The sequence below is a fragment of the Exiguobacterium sp. KRL4 genome (assembly GCF_001870785.1).
GTDB lineage: Bacteria > Bacillota > Bacilli > Exiguobacteriales > Exiguobacteriaceae > Exiguobacterium_A.
In genome coordinates this window covers 38,796-53,404 of record NZ_MOLV01000027.1, presented here as the reverse complement: position 1 = coordinate 53,404, position 14,609 = coordinate 38,796, and the positions used below count along the sequence as shown (strand labels likewise).

Annotated in this window: 18 protein-coding genes; 8 read left to right on the top strand and 10 right to left on the bottom strand. The window is 49.3% G+C overall.

What is annotated here, in order from left to right; all coding sequences use genetic code 11:
* Window positions 1-72: 72 nt before the first annotated feature.
* The 4 genes from BLD48_RS13505 to BLD48_RS13490 are packed head-to-tail and all read right to left on the bottom strand — an operon-like array spanning window position 73 to window position 3,315.
* Window positions 73-381, bottom strand: coding sequence for a PTS sugar transporter subunit IIB (locus BLD48_RS13505; RefSeq protein ID WP_026833095.1), 309 nt, complete (start codon window positions 379-381; stop codon window positions 73-75).
* On the bottom strand, window positions 378-707 hold the full coding sequence (locus BLD48_RS13500) for a PTS sugar transporter subunit IIA (RefSeq protein WP_071500674.1): 330 nt from the start codon (window positions 705-707) through the stop codon (window positions 378-380). The genes BLD48_RS13505 and BLD48_RS13500 overlap by 4 nt, the downstream gene beginning before the upstream one ends.
* The gene (locus tag BLD48_RS13495; protein ID WP_071500673.1) at window positions 707-1,990 is read right to left on the bottom strand and encodes a PTS sugar transporter subunit IIC; all 1,284 of its coding nucleotides are present in this window, start codon (window positions 1,988-1,990) and stop codon (window positions 707-709) included. Before BLD48_RS13495 ends, BLD48_RS13500 begins: the two co-directional genes overlap by 1 nt.
* On the bottom strand, window positions 1,987-3,315 hold the full coding sequence (locus tag BLD48_RS13490) for a 6-phospho-beta-glucosidase (RefSeq protein WP_071500672.1): 1,329 nt from the start codon (window positions 3,313-3,315) through the stop codon (window positions 1,987-1,989). The genes BLD48_RS13495 and BLD48_RS13490 overlap by 4 nt, the downstream gene beginning before the upstream one ends.
* Before the next feature lie 188 nt (window positions 3,316-3,503).
* Here BLD48_RS13490 and BLD48_RS13485 point away from each other — a divergent pair, with 188 nt between their 5' ends.
* The 5 genes from BLD48_RS13485 to BLD48_RS13465 all read left to right on the top strand — a co-directional run bounded on the left by BLD48_RS13485 (window position 3,504) and on the right by BLD48_RS13465 (window position 7,703).
* A complete protein-coding gene (locus tag BLD48_RS13485; protein WP_071500671.1) occupies window positions 3,504-4,238 on the top strand; it encodes a GntR family transcriptional regulator in 735 nt (244 codons plus the stop codon).
* Window positions 4,235-4,939: a chitin disaccharide deacetylase gene (gene chbG, locus BLD48_RS13480; RefSeq protein WP_071500670.1), complete on the top strand. Its 705-nt coding sequence runs from the start codon at window positions 4,235-4,237 to the stop codon at window positions 4,937-4,939. Before BLD48_RS13485 ends, chbG begins: the two co-directional genes overlap by 4 nt.
* Before the next feature lie 166 nt (window positions 4,940-5,105).
* Window positions 5,106-6,122: an ROK family transcriptional regulator gene (locus BLD48_RS13475; protein WP_071500669.1), complete on the top strand. Its 1,017-nt coding sequence runs from the start codon at window positions 5,106-5,108 to the stop codon at window positions 6,120-6,122.
* Entirely contained in the window at window positions 6,119-7,297 is a 1,179-nt protein-coding gene (locus BLD48_RS13470; protein WP_071500668.1) for an MFS transporter, read from the top strand. The genes BLD48_RS13475 and BLD48_RS13470 overlap by 4 nt, the downstream gene beginning before the upstream one ends.
* Window positions 7,298-7,322: 25 nt before the next feature.
* Window positions 7,323-7,703 carry a VOC family protein gene (locus BLD48_RS13465; protein WP_071500667.1) on the top strand — a complete coding sequence of 127 codons (381 nt, stop codon included), beginning with the start codon at window positions 7,323-7,325 and terminating at the stop codon, window positions 7,701-7,703.
* 88 nt (window positions 7,704-7,791) lie between these two features.
* On the opposite strand, the gene BLD48_RS13460 is transcribed toward BLD48_RS13465, so the two are convergent.
* Window positions 7,792-8,733, bottom strand: coding sequence for a sensor domain-containing diguanylate cyclase (locus tag BLD48_RS13460; protein ID WP_071500666.1), 942 nt, complete (start codon window positions 8,731-8,733; stop codon window positions 7,792-7,794).
* Window positions 8,734-8,965: 232 nt separating this feature from the next.
* Here BLD48_RS13460 and BLD48_RS13455 point away from each other — a divergent pair, with 232 nt between their 5' ends.
* Together BLD48_RS13455 and BLD48_RS13450 are read left to right on the top strand one after the other, a co-directional pair.
* On the top strand, window positions 8,966-9,727 hold the full coding sequence (locus tag BLD48_RS13455) for an arylamine N-acetyltransferase family protein (RefSeq protein ID WP_236630035.1): 762 nt from the start codon (window positions 8,966-8,968) through the stop codon (window positions 9,725-9,727).
* Between the two features lie 14 nt (window positions 9,728-9,741).
* On the top strand, window positions 9,742-10,221 hold the full coding sequence (locus BLD48_RS13450) for an NUDIX hydrolase (protein WP_071500665.1): 480 nt from the start codon (window positions 9,742-9,744) through the stop codon (window positions 10,219-10,221).
* A 58-nt stretch (window positions 10,222-10,279) separates the two neighbouring features.
* Here the strand turns inward: BLD48_RS13450 and BLD48_RS13445 are convergent, their stop codons facing one another.
* The 4 genes from BLD48_RS13445 to BLD48_RS13430 all read right to left on the bottom strand — a co-directional run bounded on the left by BLD48_RS13445 (window position 10,280) and on the right by BLD48_RS13430 (window position 13,500).
* A complete protein-coding gene (locus BLD48_RS13445) occupies window positions 10,280-10,990 on the bottom strand; it encodes a DUF554 domain-containing protein (protein ID WP_071500664.1) in 711 nt (236 codons plus the stop codon).
* 53 nt (window positions 10,991-11,043) lie between these two features.
* Window positions 11,044-11,961, bottom strand: a complete 918-nt coding sequence (locus tag BLD48_RS13440; RefSeq protein ID WP_071500663.1) for a DMT family transporter — start codon at window positions 11,959-11,961, stop codon at window positions 11,044-11,046.
* Window positions 11,946-12,617, bottom strand: a complete 672-nt coding sequence (locus BLD48_RS13435) for a GntR family transcriptional regulator (protein ID WP_071500662.1) — start codon at window positions 12,615-12,617, stop codon at window positions 11,946-11,948. The genes BLD48_RS13440 and BLD48_RS13435 overlap by 16 nt, the downstream gene beginning before the upstream one ends.
* 115 nt (window positions 12,618-12,732) lie before the next feature.
* Window positions 12,733-13,500 (bottom strand): CPBP family intramembrane glutamic endopeptidase, encoded by a 768-nt coding sequence (locus BLD48_RS13430; protein WP_071500661.1) that lies wholly within the window; start codon window positions 13,498-13,500, stop codon window positions 12,733-12,735.
* A gap of 223 nt (window positions 13,501-13,723) precedes the next feature.
* Here BLD48_RS13430 and BLD48_RS13425 point away from each other — a divergent pair, with 223 nt between their 5' ends.
* Window positions 13,724-13,966 (top strand): hypothetical protein, encoded by a 243-nt coding sequence (locus BLD48_RS13425; RefSeq protein WP_071500660.1) that lies wholly within the window; start codon window positions 13,724-13,726, stop codon window positions 13,964-13,966.
* Between the two features lie 80 nt (window positions 13,967-14,046).
* On the opposite strand, the gene BLD48_RS13420 is transcribed toward BLD48_RS13425, so the two are convergent.
* Window positions 14,047-14,604: a GNAT family N-acetyltransferase gene (locus BLD48_RS13420; protein WP_071500659.1), complete on the bottom strand. Its 558-nt coding sequence runs from the start codon at window positions 14,602-14,604 to the stop codon at window positions 14,047-14,049.
* Between the last annotated feature and the right edge of the window lie 5 nt (window positions 14,605-14,609).

Genomic DNA, 14,609 nt, shown 5'->3' with positions numbered 1-14,609 from the left:
TGTTCAGATAAAAAAACGTCAGCAAGTAAAATCGGCAGAATAGACCGGCTTTACTTACTGACGTGGAGATAATTAAGCTTCTGTTAATAAGGATTGAGCCTGTTCGAGGACCAAGTCCCCTTTCATCAGACCATACGCCATCTGATTGATGATCGCGACGCGAACCCCTTTTGGTTCTGCTACTTGGCGAATCTTCGTTTCTAAATACCGGACTTGTGGTCCGATTAAAATCACATCCGTCTGATCCAAATGATGCGATAATTCACTTTCGGGAATGGCTTCGATCGTCACATCAAGAGCTTGTGCCTCAGCTTGTTCACGCATTTTCCGAACTAAGATGGATGTCGACATGCCGGCCGAGCAAACGAGTAAAATGTTCATGATTTTTCCTCCAGTCGTGTGAGTCGCGTATACAGTTCGACCATCTCGACAGCTAAATCTCTGACGGTCATCGCTGTCATCAAATGGTCTTGGGCATGAATCAATAGAATCGATAACGGCGTCTCAAGCCCTTTTGCTTCGTCCTGCAGTAAGGTCGTTTGGGCACGATGCGCCTGTAGACTTTCTTGATTGGCTTCTTCCAGTTTGGTTTGTGCCAACGAGAGGTCTCCTTTTTTGGCAGCCTGAATGGATTCCATTGCTGCCGAACGGGCATTACCTGCATGAAGAATCATTGTAAACGATAGGATTTGCAGTTCTTCTGTCATCAGCTTGCCAGCTTCCCTTCTGTTTGTTTTTTCATCGCCCGGACACCTGCTGCGACGAACGGGACATAAATCGCTGTCGCGAGCGTCAAGTTGACGACTTGTAGTGCGATTCCGCGCCAACTCCCGCCTGTCACGAGATATCCGCTGATTAAAGGCGGTGTCGTCCATGGTAAAATCGCAACGGTTTTTGGCACTAGTCCAGTCGACAACGCGACATAGGACACGATCGTCAATGTGACCGGCACCAAGATGAATGGAATCAACATGATCGGGTTCAAGACGATCGGTAAGCCGAAAATTACCGGTTCGTTGATGTTGAATAATCCAGCGGGTGTCGATAACTTGGCAACTTCGCGGTAGGGATGATTTTTCTGTTCACGGATGACAAAGAAAATGGCAAAGAGAAGAGCAAGTGTCGTACCGGAACCCCCTATGAATACGAAGGAGTCGAGGAAAGGTTTCGTTACCGTATTCGGGACGTCGTAAGCAGAAGTCCCCGCTTGGAATGCTTCCAAGTTCTGCTGAATCAACGGCAGATAAATCGGTTCAATGACGGCTCCAATGATGTTTGTTCCATGTAAGCCGAAGAACCAGAGGATATGATTTAAAAAGGCAATCGCAATCGCAGCCGGAAGCGTGTCTCCAAATCCTTGTAACGGTTTTTGGATACTGTTGAAGATGACTTCAAACAGGCTTGATTCAATGGCGAGTGTCATAAATAATTGGAATCCGCCGACGAGGATCAAAATCAACGTTGCCGGAATCAATGCTTGGAACGAGCGGACGACACCATCCGGAACCCCATCCGGCATCGAGATTGTCAACCGTGTCTTCAGTAAGATGCGAAACAGCTCGGTCGTCAAAAGAGAAAGAATGATGGCGACGAATAGTCCTTGCGCGCCGAGCCAGGCAAAACTGAGTCCCCAGTCTTTCGTGACCGGAACGAGAATGATATAGGAGGCGACGGAAATCAACCCTGCCGACAACGGATCGACATCGTAACTTTTAGCCAGGCTGTAGGCGATCGAAAAAGCCACCAGCAATCCTAAAATCGCAAACGATCCGTTCCAGATGTTCCCCCCTAGCCCTTGCCAGTTTCCTTCTCCAAACAGCCCGTTCATCCAACCGACGAAATCAAGACTGCCGATGGCGGGGAAGTTATTGATCAGTATCGCGAGAGACCCGACGATGATCAGGGGCATAATGGCGACGAATCCATCCCGTATCGCGACGAGATGGCGTTGGGCACCGATTCTTCCTGCGATTTCAATGAATTTATTCATGTCCGTTGCTCCTCCTTGGATTGAAATTGTGGTAACCATGCTGCGTGCGCAAGCAACATCTCCTCGAGTAGCGGTTGCGCCCGCTTTTCATCTTGAATCAATGGATTCATCAAAAAGGCTAAGTAAGCGTCTTTGGTTGATCCGCTTAACGCGGCTTGAATCGTCAGTTCTTCCATCTGCTTCATCTGCAAAATCAATCCTTTGACGGATAATGGTAGTGGTCCGACCGCGATCGGGAGCGGACCTTCTTTCGTAATGACGGCGTTGACTTCGATGACGGCATCGACCGGCAAGTCGGAAATCGCCCCGCAATTTAATGTATTGACGGTCTGGATGTCTCCGCGGTTGTTGTAAATCGAATCCATCAGGGAACAGGCAGCATCACTGTAATACGCGCCACCGCGTAATTCGAGTTCAGCCGGTTTTTCGTCCAACTGTTCATCCTGATAGGCTTCGAACAATGTCCGTTCGACTTCCTGGACAATCTCGGCCCGGGTGCCGTTCGTGTTGTAGGCGGCGAGGTCCTTCTCGAGCGTCTCGGTGGTTTGGAAATAGTACTGGTGGTACGGATTCGGCAACATGTTGACGGCTTGCAAGAAGGCATTGGACCAACCGAGGCTGACGATATTCGCCGGTGAAAAATCGAGTTGTTTGGTCATCAATCGCTGCATCACCTCTTCTGTCTGGTCGCTTCCGTCGACAAAGACCCGGCGTCCAAAGACGAAATGATTTAAACCGATAAACTCGATTGAGACGCGCTGGACATCGACGTGTAAGACTTCGGCAGTCGAGTTCCGCATGTTAAACGGAATGTTGCAGACGCCGATGACTTTTTGGTGCGGACCGTGCTTCAATAACGCTTCCGTCACGATGCCTGCTGGATTCGTAAAGTTAATCAGCCAGGCATGGGGACAGATTTCGTGCATCTCTTTTGACAGCTCGAGCAGGACGGGGATCGTCCGGAATGCTTTGAAAATCCCGCCCGCGCCATTCGTTTCCTGACCGATAAATCCGTGTTTCAAAGGAATCCGTTCATCGAGTGCCCGTGCCTCCAACCCTCCGACGCGAATTTGTGTGGATACAAAGTCTGCCCCTTCCAGAGCGTCGCGCCGATTAAAGGTAGCGCTTAAACGAATCGGCAAGCCGGATCGGCGAATCATCCGCTCTGCAAGCCGGGTAATGATGTCCAACTTGTCTGTTCCGGATTCAATGTCACATAAGACGATTTCAGAGACCGGAAAGGATTCATACCGTTTGATGAACCCTTCGATTAATTCAGGTGTATAGCTTGATCCACCTCCGATGATGACGACTTTGATGCCCATGATAACAACCTCCCGTTTTTTCGTAACCGCTTCCTCTTTTTCTTGATTGTAATGTATCATACAAAAAAAACAAATGTAAATACAAATATTAAATGTATTAATACAAATTTTCATAACTTGTTATAACATTTGCATTCAGTTGTCTTTTATCGCTACAATAAAAGAAAACTCGTGAAGGAAGGTCCGTCATGGAAACCAACCAATCGTTACACTCCTATATCAAAGAAGAGTTGTTAGAACGTATTAAATCGGGACTCTATCAAGCCGGTCAGCAATTACCGACCGAATATGAGCTTTGTGAAGATTTTGATGTCAGCCGGACAACTGTCCGCGCCGCCTTGAATCAGCTCACCCTTGAAGGGTATTTGATTCGTCAGCAAGGGAAAGGGACATTCGTCGCCGATCAAAAAGTACGCCAAACCTTGTCCGATACACCGGACACCTATACCGAACAACTTGCCGTGCAAGGCAAACGGGGGCATGTTGCGGCCGTCGATTTAACAGTCGTTCCGGCAAATGCGGCAATCGTCGCAAAATTGCATGTCACGCTCAATGACCCGATTCAACGGATCGAGCGGATTCGCCGGGCCAATGACGAACCGACCCAATATGAGATTTCCTATATCCCTTGGCACATCGCGCCTGGCATCACAAAAAAACAAGCGGAACATTCGTTATACACGACGCTCCGCGAGACATTCGCAATCTCCGTCGCCAAAACAACTGAGTCACTTGAAATCACGTTGGCAGACGAACGAATCAGTGAACATTTGAATTGTGAACTCGGGATGCCGTGTTTTTATATCGAAACGGTCGCTGAAAACAGTGCCGGTGAACCGATTGAGTATTCGCGCTCTTATTTCAGAGGCGACAAGACAAACTTTGTCATCGAACGTCACTATGCTGCGGGTGACGTATTATGAACATTCTCATCAATGCCGATGATTTTGGTTTGACACGCGGCATAACAGACGGCATCATTCGGGCACACCAAAGCGGAATCGTGCAGGCAACGACGATGATGATGAATGGACGGGCCGTCCCGTATGCTGTGCAACAAGCGAAACGATTCCCGGAACTGAAGGTCGGGGTTCACCTTGTGCTCTCTTACGGACGCCCGTTGACGACGACCACCACGACATTAACGGATGCGTCCGGTCAGTTCCGCTTTACAAACCAATATGCGGAACAGGTTCCCCCTTCTCAAGAAGACGTCTTGACGGAATGGACCGCCCAAATCGAAGCTTTTTTAGCAACCGGTTTGCCGTTGCATCATATCGACAGTCATCACCACATCCACGGGTGGGATCCGTTGCAGGAAGTCGTGTTAGAGTTGGCTCGGTGTTACGGGGTGCCTGTCCGTTTTGCCCCGACACTTGCCGCTCATCCGGACTATCTGTTGACGGACACACTGTATACCGGTTTTTATGGCGAAGGAATTTATCTCGACTTGTGGCAGGAACTGCGTTCACTCGATACCGATTCGGTCGAAATCATGGTCCACCCGGCTTATGTCGATGCGGATCTTCGAGGAGTCAGTTCGTATACGACACAACGGGAGGAAGAACTCGCATTATTAACAAGACTTTCGTTGCCTGATGACATGACCTTCATGAACAGATGACAGACACCGCTGTTGAAAATACGCCAAGGTCTTCGATCAAATCGATTACCTTAGCGTATTTTTTGTATAAAAATCTTTTAAAATCATTTGCCATTTGCGTCCCTGCTTGCTACACTCAATCCGACTACTTATTAAAATATTTTAAAAAGTAAAAAGGAGATTACCTATGGCTGGAACCAATACCGATTTAGTAAAACAACTCCGTCAAGCCATCCTGTTTCAACAGATCAACACGATTCCTGAACTCAGTCGTGTGTTGTCGGCCAGTTTTCCGACGGTCAAAAAGCACTTGGATATATTGATCGCACATGGTGAAATCGACGAACAGATATCGGAACTCTCGAACGGCGGACGTCCGGCGAAACAATACCAGTACCGGGCGAAACACGCTCACGGACTCGCCCTGTACCTTGAACTCGATGCGATTGGATTTCAGATCTTCGATGCCATCGGAACGGGTCTGTCGTCTGGTACGGAACCGGTCGAAAAAAATCAACCGCACGTTCCGGCTTTATTCCGCTTGATTCACCGATTGCTTGAACCGAATCCACAAATCACTTTCTTGAGCGTCGGTGTTGCGGCATCGGTCGAAAACGGACAAGTCTTTTTTGCACCGGACTATCCGTCCCTGCAACAACTCAATCTGAAACAGACGCTTGAATCCGAGTTCCGGCTACCGGTCGTCGTCGAAAATGACATGAATGCGGCTGTGATCGGATTTCATGAAGCACATCAGCACAATCTACAATCGTTGATCTATTTGTACTTAGGAAAAAATGGTCCCGGTTCCGGGATTTTGATCAACGGACAGCTCGTGCGCGGCAGCAGTCATTTTGCCGGTGAAATTTCCGTCGTCCCGCAATACGACAAGATGACATTCGGACAGGCGATCGCCAAGCGGCAAACCACCTTGGACGCCCAGACGATTGATGCCATCAGCCGCTTGACGACGACGTTCGCCGCAACACTGAATCCGCGTCTGTTGATCTTTAACAGGGAGGAACTGACAGAGCACGATTTGGAACAGATTCGAATCAGGACAACCGAATACATTCCGGAAGCACATATCCCGCTCTTGGTCCGGAGTGACTGGGAAACGGATTACCTGAACGGTTTGACCCGACTCGGCATGCAGCTTCTGACCGAACAACCTTTATCAACGAACAGGAGGACCTCTTCATGAGTGGTATCTTGTTACTCAGCATCATCTATCTGGCGTTTATCAGTTTAGGCTTGCCGGACTCCTTGCTCGGCGTTGCCTGGCCCGTCATGCGGACGGAATTCGGTGCCGATCTCGAAGTCGCCGGTTGGTTGTTCATGACGATTGCCGGCGGAACGATTATCTCGAGCCTGTTCAGCGGTAAGATTCTCAACCGGTTTGAGACGAGTCATGTCACAGCGTTTTGTGCCGCAATCACAGCGAGTAGCCTGCTCGGTTTTTATCTCGCTCCGTCGTTGATCTGGCTGTTTCTGCTCTCGATTCCGCTTGGACTCGGAGCCGGCGTCGTCGATGCTGCCCTGAATCATTTTGTCGCGATCCGCTACAAAGCCCATCATATGAACTGGCTGCATTGTTTTTGGGGTGTTGGCGCAACTACCGGTCCGTTGATCATGGCGGCGATGATGAGCGAATCCGGAAACTGGCGCAGCGGGTATTTGACCGTCGCCTTGACCCAGTTTGGTCTTGCCCTCGTGCTTCTTCTCAGTTTGCCGCTTTGGAAACAGGCACCGGTTGCTGTCTCGGATGCACCAGACAATTTGGCGTTAACCGATACTCCGTCGAAACGGTTAGTCGGACTACCGTTTGCACTCGCTTCATTTGTCCTCTATTGTGGTGCTGAAGCCTTGATCGGATTATGGGGCAGCAGTTATCTCGTCCAAGTACAGTCGTTTTCGGTTCAGACGGCCGCGACCTGGATTTCCGTCTATTACGGCAGCATCACGGTCGGGCGGTTTTTGAGTGGTTTCTTATCGCTACGGATGACGAACCGTCAGTTGATCCGGACGGGACAAGGCACCGCCCTGCTCGGCAGCCTGTTGTTCTTTATTCCGGTCAACGGTCTGATGTTCACCGGTTTCATCCTGATTGGTCTTGGACTCGCTCCGATTTATCCGGCGATGCTACATGAAACACCGGTCCGCTTCGGACGGGATGCGGCGAAACGCTTGATGGGGATCCAGATGGCATTTGCTTACAGCGGCAGTACGTTTTTACCGCCCTTGTTTGGTGTTCTCGCCTCGCTCTTGACGTTGCAGTTGTTCCCCGTGACAGGATTCCTGATGATTTTGTTCCTGTTTCTTTGTTCCGAACGTCTTAATCGTGTCCTCGCCAAACGGGCGTTGTCGCGCGCTTCTTAATTCATCAGAAAAGGAGTTTTCTATCATGAAAATTGAACATCTCGCCATCTGGGTCAAGGATCTTGAACGAATGAGAACCTTTTATGAGACGTATTTCGAGGCACAGGCCAATGCGTTGTACCACAATCCGACAAAAGGGTTTTCATCTTATTTCCTGCACTTTAAATCAGGAGCCCGGCTTGAATTGATGCACCGGACGGATATCGTTCACGAAGCCCCGCGCGACCGGTTCGGTTATGCCCACATCGCCTTTTCACTTGGGAGCCGCTTCGCTGTCGATCAGTTGACGAACCGACTCGAACAGGACGGCTATACCCGCCTCGACGGTCCGCGTCTGACAGGAGACGGCTATTATGAAAGTGTTTTTCTCGATCCGGAAAGTCTGACGATTGAACTGACCGTCTGACGACAAACAAAAACACCATGCCATTTCGTACGCTTCCGGTAAAGAAGACATCGAAATTCATGGTGTTTTTTTGCGTTTTTTCGGAAAATCATTCGTTAAACAATTTGTACCTGTTTTTCCCCGATGATTTTGCTTCATATAACGCGATATCTGCTTGGCGGAGCAACGTTTTTAAGCTGATGTCAGAGTCTTTGTAGGAGACGATTCCGATACTCGCCGTCAGGTCATACGCATCCCACTTACTCAGACAGGAAAGGATTTCGTCTGCTTGCCGGACCAACGTTTCCTGACTGTCGCAACAGGCAAAATGGAGCACGAACTCATCTCCGCCCAAGCGAACGGCGCAAACTGATGTTCGTCCCGCAATCAGCGATTGAAGCCGTCTTGCCACTTCTTGTAATACCGTGTCACCCGCGTCATGTCCATAAACATCGTTGATTTTCTTGAAACCGTCCAAATCGAGGAAAAAGAGTGCTCCCACTTCGTGAGGTTGCGTATCGAAGCGGTTCATCAAATACCGTCTGTTGTAGAGATCGGTCAACGTATCGCGCCAGACGAACCGTTCCAGTTCCAGATAATACGAGAACAGACGGACGATCCGTTGCAGTAACTCGATACTCTTGCTCTCAAACAGACTGGCTTCATCATTGATGGCACACAAAGTACCAAACTTTTCTCCATTCGTCAGTGAAATCGGAATCCCTAAATAGGACCGGACGTTAGCCTGCTCGAGTATTTCTTTCATTCCATCGAGATTCGGTTCTTTTGTGACATCCTCATACACTAATGGTTGTTTCGTTTGAAAATCGATTCGCCGGCAAAGCGAATAATTCAGATCGACGACCATCCCTTCCGTGACATGCATACTGGTCTGATCATCGGACAGTTTTAAAATTAATTGCTCGGCATCATCGATGGCGGACAAGTAAAACAGTTGCTCCGGCAGAATTTCTTTCGCAAGATCGAGTAAATCGTCTGCTAAATCATCAAAGTTCGTATACATCTTCAATTCTTCAAATTGTATGTTCATCCGGCACCTCGACACGTCATAGTTTTAGAGATTTCGTTTGCGTGTTCCAATTTCATCTTTATCGTCAGAATTCCATTTTACCATATCATCGATAGAGAAATGGAACCGAACCGGAACATGAGAAACGAGAAAACAGAACCGGTTCCAACAGAACGAAACGATGAGAATTTACATATACTAGTTTTTGGACAAATTGTGCGATAATGAAAAGACGAAAAAGGAGGAATTTCCGTTGTCATCACTCATAAAAGAGATTGCCGTCCGGATCAAGTATCCACTCGGACACGTCATCTCGTTTGACGATTTACCCGCGTTACTCGAAGCGTTTGCCTACCATCTCCCGTTTGATAACCAGGCGGTTCTGTCAAAACGGACTGCCCCATTTAACCAGAGTCGTCTTGAACAGACATTCGTGACGGATCAGACCGGGGGCGTCTGCTACGACTTGAATTATCTACTATACGAAGTCTTGCGGATCAAAGGGTTTGATGTCTCCCTCGTCAAAGCGACCGTCTTCGATCAGGAAAATGAAGTCTGGTCCGCGACGGGTCCGACACACGTCGCTGTTTTGCTCCGGCATCAAGAAAACATGTACGTTGTCGACACCGGGTTTGGTGTTAATCTCGCCTTACGTCCGATTCCGTTGACCGGAGAAACAATCAGTTCAGCAAGCGGCAGCTTCCGGATTGCCCCGAACGGTGCCGGTTATCAGCTCGAGATGTTACGGACCGGTCAGGACGATAAGTTCGTCATCGGTTACCACTTCTACACGCAACAGACATTACGGCCAGAACAATTGGCAGAAATCGAACACGTCATCCAGGACCATCCGGCGTCTCCGTTCAACAAACGCAGCCTGCTTGCCATCCGGACACCGGACGGTCATCGAATTTTGACCCAACAGGCGTTGACGACGTGGACGGATGGAAAGAAAACAATTCGACCGGTCACGTCCGACGACCAGTATGCAGCCTGGAAACACGAATTCTTTTAAGGATGTGATAGCGCTTGTATCGATATACACTGTGTTTAATCCGAAAAGCGGATCAATGGTTGTTACTGAACCGCCAAAAACAGCCGGCGATGGGCATGTGGAACGGCGTCGGCGGGAAAATCGAAGCCGGCGAGTCACCGACGGAAGCCGTCATCCGGGAAACGTTCGAAGAAACCGGGCTTACCATACCAGACGTCCAGTTCGCCGGAACAATCCTCTTACGGGCAGAGGAGACGGCCGGGATCTACCTGTTCCTGGCCGACATGCCGAATGAACAGATGCTCACAACGCCGTTTGCGACCCGCGAAGGAATTCTTGACTGGAAACGGCTCGACTGGATTCTTGATCCGGAAAATACCGGTGTCATCAGCAACCTGAAAGCCTATTTGCCGTACGTTTTGACAGAACCATCACCGATGCTGCATACGTTTAATTACGCCGGTCATCAACTGCTGGATCATCAAGTTTCGCCGCTCGAACATGTTATCAATTAAAAAAGACGTCCAATTGTTTACTGACAACACCTGTCAACAAAGCAATTGGACGTCTTTTTTAGTTCAAACCAAACCATTCCAAGCCGGTCACGATCAAAGCGACCATCACGATACCAGGCAGGAGATTTGCGACCCTGATTTTCGTGATGCCGGCGAGATTTAAGCCGATTGCTAAAATCATCACCCCACCGGTTGCTGTCATCTCGACGATGAACTGTTGCAGGATGGTATCCGGAACGAATTGGGTGATGGCGACGGCACCGAGGGCAATCGCTCCTTGATACACAAGAACCGGAATGGCGGAGAAAATGACACCGATCCCGAGCGTCGAACTGAGGACCAGTGCCGTGAAGCCGTCAATCAGTCCTTTGGTATAGAGGACGTCATGATCTTGTCGCAGCCCACCGTCCAATGCTCCGAGCACGCCCATCGCCCCGATGACGAAAATCAGTGTCGCCGTGACAAATCCTTCGGCGATGTTTGACGGTCGCCCCCGTCCGATTTTGAGTTCAAGCCATTCTCCGACCCGATTGAGTTTTTCGTCGATCCGTAACCATTCGCCGACTGCTCCGCCTAAGACGAGACTGCCGATGACGATTAAAAAGTTTTCACTTTTCAGCCCCATCTGGACACCCAGCACGACGACGGCGAGACCAATCGCTTGGACAACGGTTTCTTTCATCCGTTCGGGAATTTTATGGAACAACAAGCCAAGTAATGTTCCGACAATGATTAATCCTGTATTGACGAGTGTTCCGGTTAAGACCATACTGTGCCTTCTTTCTTTATAAAAATTTTAAATTAATATGGTAATTGAAATAATTAATGTTCTGGAACTGGCTTTTGTTCTGCCTGCTTCAAACTATGGATTGTCATCCCGAGCATGACGAGGAGCATCCCGATCAACGCCAGTCCGGTCGGAAAGACGGCATGTAAAAAGACCATCTCACCGAGGACCGTAAACAAGATCTCAAACGACTGCGTCGCTTCGACTGCCGCCAAACGAATCGGTTCAGTCCGAACAAGTGTCGTCGCATAAAAAAACAGCGATGTGGCAATGACTCCGGAAAACAGCGCGACCAGTCCCGACTGCCCGACTTGTGACGCCGATGGCAAACCAACCTGCAGGTAAGCCAAACCCGACAAGACCAACCAAAACGGCAGGCTCGCAAGTGTCATCCCGAGAATCCGGTCAAATACTCCAAGTTCATCCCCATACCGTTCCATCATCTTCCGGTTGCCGAGCGGATAGGCAATCGCGGCCAGGATTACCGGAACGATCCCAAGAACCAGCGTCGTCACCGATACCTCCCCTGCAACCGACAGTTGCATCAACAAAACGCCAACAATGATCAACAGCGAATAGCGGAGCGATGCCCAGGGAATCGTTTGCTTAAACAGTGGCGCAAGCAACGGTCCGGCAAGAATCGTCAGTTGCCAGGTGCCGGCAATCAACCAGCCCGGTGAATAGTCCGCCGCGAGACAAATTCCGCTGCAAAAAACCCCGAAGCCAATCGTGCCGTACGTCAACCAAAACCGGGGTGCTGACCGGAGTGCCGACCAGACATGACCAAGGCGACGACGATAGGCGACAATCACGATCAACAACGGTAACATCAGATAAAATCGTAAGGCGGCGCTGTAAATCCAGTGTCCCCCACTCCCTTGCATCGACTGATTCAGAATGAAGGTGACGGCGAAAAATAGGGCCGATAGTATACCGATCACGATCGGTCGCATGGCGTGTCCTCCTCTAAAGAAGCGACTAGATGTCGCCCGAGACCGTTCCAATTTTGTTCCGTCGCGCGGACAAGTGCTTCGATATTACCGTTTTGGCAGGCTTCCATGATCGTTTGATGATCCGTGACCGAGTCGTGCCCGTGCCGACGAAACTGGGCATACTCCAACCGGCGGATCAGTGGTGTCAATCGGTTCAACGTCTCGATCAGTTGACTGTTTTCGCTCCGGGCAAGGAACAACCCATGAAAAGCATCGTCCAGCCGTAGTGCAGCTTCGGCATCTTCCTGCATGATCGCTTCCTGAAACGCCTGATGGATGTCTCTTAACTGTTCGATATCTGCTGCTTTTAGCAACGGCAACGCCAGACGTGCCGCTAACGCATGCAGTGTTGCGACGATCGGAAACGTCTGGCGCGCTTGCGTCGCGTCCAACAGCGTGACGTTCGTCCGTGACCCGCGTTTCGCGACGACGAGTCCCTCCTCCTCTAATTTCTTTAACGCTTCGCGGACCGGTGTCCGGCTGACCCCAAATGCTTCGGCAAGCTCCTGATCGTTCAGCTTTTGCCCTGGTGTGAGTGTTAAGGTGATGATTTGCTGTTGCAGTCGTCGGTACACTTCTTCGCTTAATGAGAGTCGTTGAATCGGTTGATTTTTCATACAACTAATATATTACATATCAATTCTAACTGTACAGTCTTTTTCCCAAAAAAATGAAGCAACCAAAAAATGAAGCAACCAAAATCGGTTGCTTTCTAAAAGCGTGCTCCGTTTCTTATGTCGCAAGCGGTCGTTTCAAATGACTGAGATCATGCCGCTTGAGCAGGAGCAGCTGAATCAGAATCGCCAAGGCAACAAACACTTGCGTCACGAGATTCGGGATCGCGAGATTCACGTTCAAAACATCCGCGGCGATACTTGAAAAATCCCATAAGGCGTGGAAAAAAATCAAAGGCCACAGATTATTGAGTTTCAGTGCAATCAAGGCAAAAAACAATCCAAACAAAAACGTATTGCCGAGTTGAAAAATCATCGCACTTACCGGAATGAAGGCAATCAAATTCAAGAGATGAAACAACGAGAATAAGGCGGCACTGATGATAATTGCCCGGTACGGGTGTTGCTCCGGATGGAGATGGCGTAAGATGATTCCGCGAAATAACACCTCTTCGTTAAAGCCGACGAACAAGGTCGTCACGAAGATGATGGCGACGAGCTGAATCCTTGCTGCAGACAAATCGTCATAGGAGGCGACGAACGCATTGACGACGAGCACGACTTGATACAGCACAATCAACAATATCGGAATGTACCAGACGAGTCCCCGGATTTTTAACGAGGAGAAACCGACGGCTGCAAACGAACTGTTGCGACGGATGAACCAGACTAAAAAGACGGCGATCAAGATTTCACCAAAAATCGCAATCCGCAGCAATTCCGGATTTCCATACTGAATCCCGAATCCAAATGCCGAGACGGCCATGACGATCGCCATGACCAGAAAGACTACTGCCGCTGAGACGATGATTGTCCGCTTTTCCATGCGAATTCCCTCCTCAGAATTCGGCTGACCGTTCCTCGCTTTTACACGTTATTTACCTCGTATTTATAATTCTAATCACTATACTTTTTCAGTCATTCAAGCAGTTCGTTTCAATTAATTTCTCTTCAAACGATTATTGTTGGTAATCCAACAATAAAAAATTGGTATTTAATAACATTTCAGGTATGATAGTTTAAATACAATCGGATAGAGGTGGACTAATATGAATATCAAAACATTTCTCCTCGGTTTCATCATCGTCTATCTCTTGCTGAGCCTTCCTGCATTCTTAGGCATCGGGTCTGTCATCGACTGGGTCCCTGAAGCAACTTTCGCTCAAAAATTTAATGGAATCATGATCGAAGGTCTGACGCGTCACGCTCTGATCAAAAGTGTCCTTGCTACAATCATCAGTCTATCCGTGAGTCTGTTCCTTTCTAAACGCAAGGCAGTAAAAGGACACTGACGGGACTCTTTACCTCATCGCAGAACAATTCCCCCTAAAAACAAGACGTCCCTCTTTCGAGAAGGACGTCTTGTAGTGTTTTACCGGATGCTATTCGACTGTGCTTCATACCGTTCCCGTGTCCAACGGTACAGCCGGCTCATCACGGTCCGTCCGTCAATCCGTTCCATGACGAACGGTCGGTCCAACACATGTTCAAATCCCAGTTTTTCGATGACCCGGCGTGACGGAGCATTAAAGTCAAAATGCGCACACCAGACAAGATCAACTTTCATCGTCTCAAATGCCACTGCGAGGGCGGTCCGGACGATTTCCGGCATCCGTCCCTGCCCCCAGTAGTCAGGGTGAAGAACAAATCCGAACTCGACCTGCTTCAAGTCGGCCAGGGCCTCGACCGGGCGACGGTCATGAAAACCGAAGCTGCCGATGATTTGTCCCGTCACCTTGTCGACAATCGCATAGCCGTCGTTCGCCTCTTGAAAGATTGTTATGACGTCCTGACTTTCGGCAAGCGACGCATGCGGTGCCCAGCCGGCGTTTGGTCCGACACGCGGATCTTTCGCATAGGCATAAAGACTGTCAGCGTCACTTTCCTGCCAGCGCCGTAACCGGTGCCGCTTCGTTTCAATGATGTCCATGTTTC

Excerpts from the sequence above, each read along its gene's own strand:
- BLD48_RS13430 (WP_071500661.1), bottom strand. The coding sequence starts at position 13,500 with ATGGAAAAGCGGACAATCATCGTCTCAGCGGCAGTAGTCTTTCTGGTC.
- chbG (WP_071500670.1), top strand. The coding sequence starts at position 4,235 with ATGAACATTCTCATCAATGCCGATGATTTTGGTTTGACACGCGGCATA.
- BLD48_RS13465 (WP_071500667.1), top strand. The coding sequence starts at position 7,323 with ATGAAAATTGAACATCTCGCCATCTGGGTCAAGGATCTTGAACGAATG.
- BLD48_RS13495 (WP_071500673.1), bottom strand. The coding sequence starts at position 1,990 with ATGAATAAATTCATTGAAATCGCAGGAAGAATCGGTGCCCAACGCCAT.
- BLD48_RS13475 (WP_071500669.1), top strand. The coding sequence starts at position 5,106 with ATGGCTGGAACCAATACCGATTTAGTAAAACAACTCCGTCAAGCCATC.
- BLD48_RS13490 (WP_071500672.1), bottom strand. The coding sequence starts at position 3,315 with ATGGGCATCAAAGTCGTCATCATCGGAGGTGGATCAAGCTATACACCT.
- BLD48_RS13425 (WP_071500660.1), top strand. The coding sequence starts at position 13,724 with ATGAATATCAAAACATTTCTCCTCGGTTTCATCATCGTCTATCTCTTG.
- BLD48_RS13435 (WP_071500662.1), bottom strand. The coding sequence starts at position 12,617 with ATGAAAAATCAACCGATTCAACGACTCTCATTAAGCGAAGAAGTGTAC.
- BLD48_RS13470 (WP_071500668.1), top strand. The coding sequence starts at position 6,119 with ATGAGTGGTATCTTGTTACTCAGCATCATCTATCTGGCGTTTATCAGT.
- BLD48_RS13440 (WP_071500663.1), bottom strand. The coding sequence starts at position 11,961 with ATGCGACCGATCGTGATCGGTATACTATCGGCCCTATTTTTCGCCGTC.
- BLD48_RS13420 (WP_071500659.1), bottom strand. The coding sequence starts at position 14,604 with ATGGACATCATTGAAACGAAGCGGCACCGGTTACGGCGCTGGCAGGAA.
- BLD48_RS13500 (WP_071500674.1), bottom strand. The coding sequence starts at position 707 with ATGACAGAAGAACTGCAAATCCTATCGTTTACAATGATTCTTCATGCA.
- BLD48_RS13485 (WP_071500671.1), top strand. The coding sequence starts at position 3,504 with ATGGAAACCAACCAATCGTTACACTCCTATATCAAAGAAGAGTTGTTA.
- BLD48_RS13460 (WP_071500666.1), bottom strand. The coding sequence starts at position 8,733 with ATGAACATACAATTTGAAGAATTGAAGATGTATACGAACTTTGATGAT.
- BLD48_RS13505 (WP_026833095.1), bottom strand. The coding sequence starts at position 381 with ATGAACATTTTACTCGTTTGCTCGGCCGGCATGTCGACATCCATCTTA.
- BLD48_RS13445 (WP_071500664.1), bottom strand. The coding sequence starts at position 10,990 with ATGGTCTTAACCGGAACACTCGTCAATACAGGATTAATCATTGTCGGA.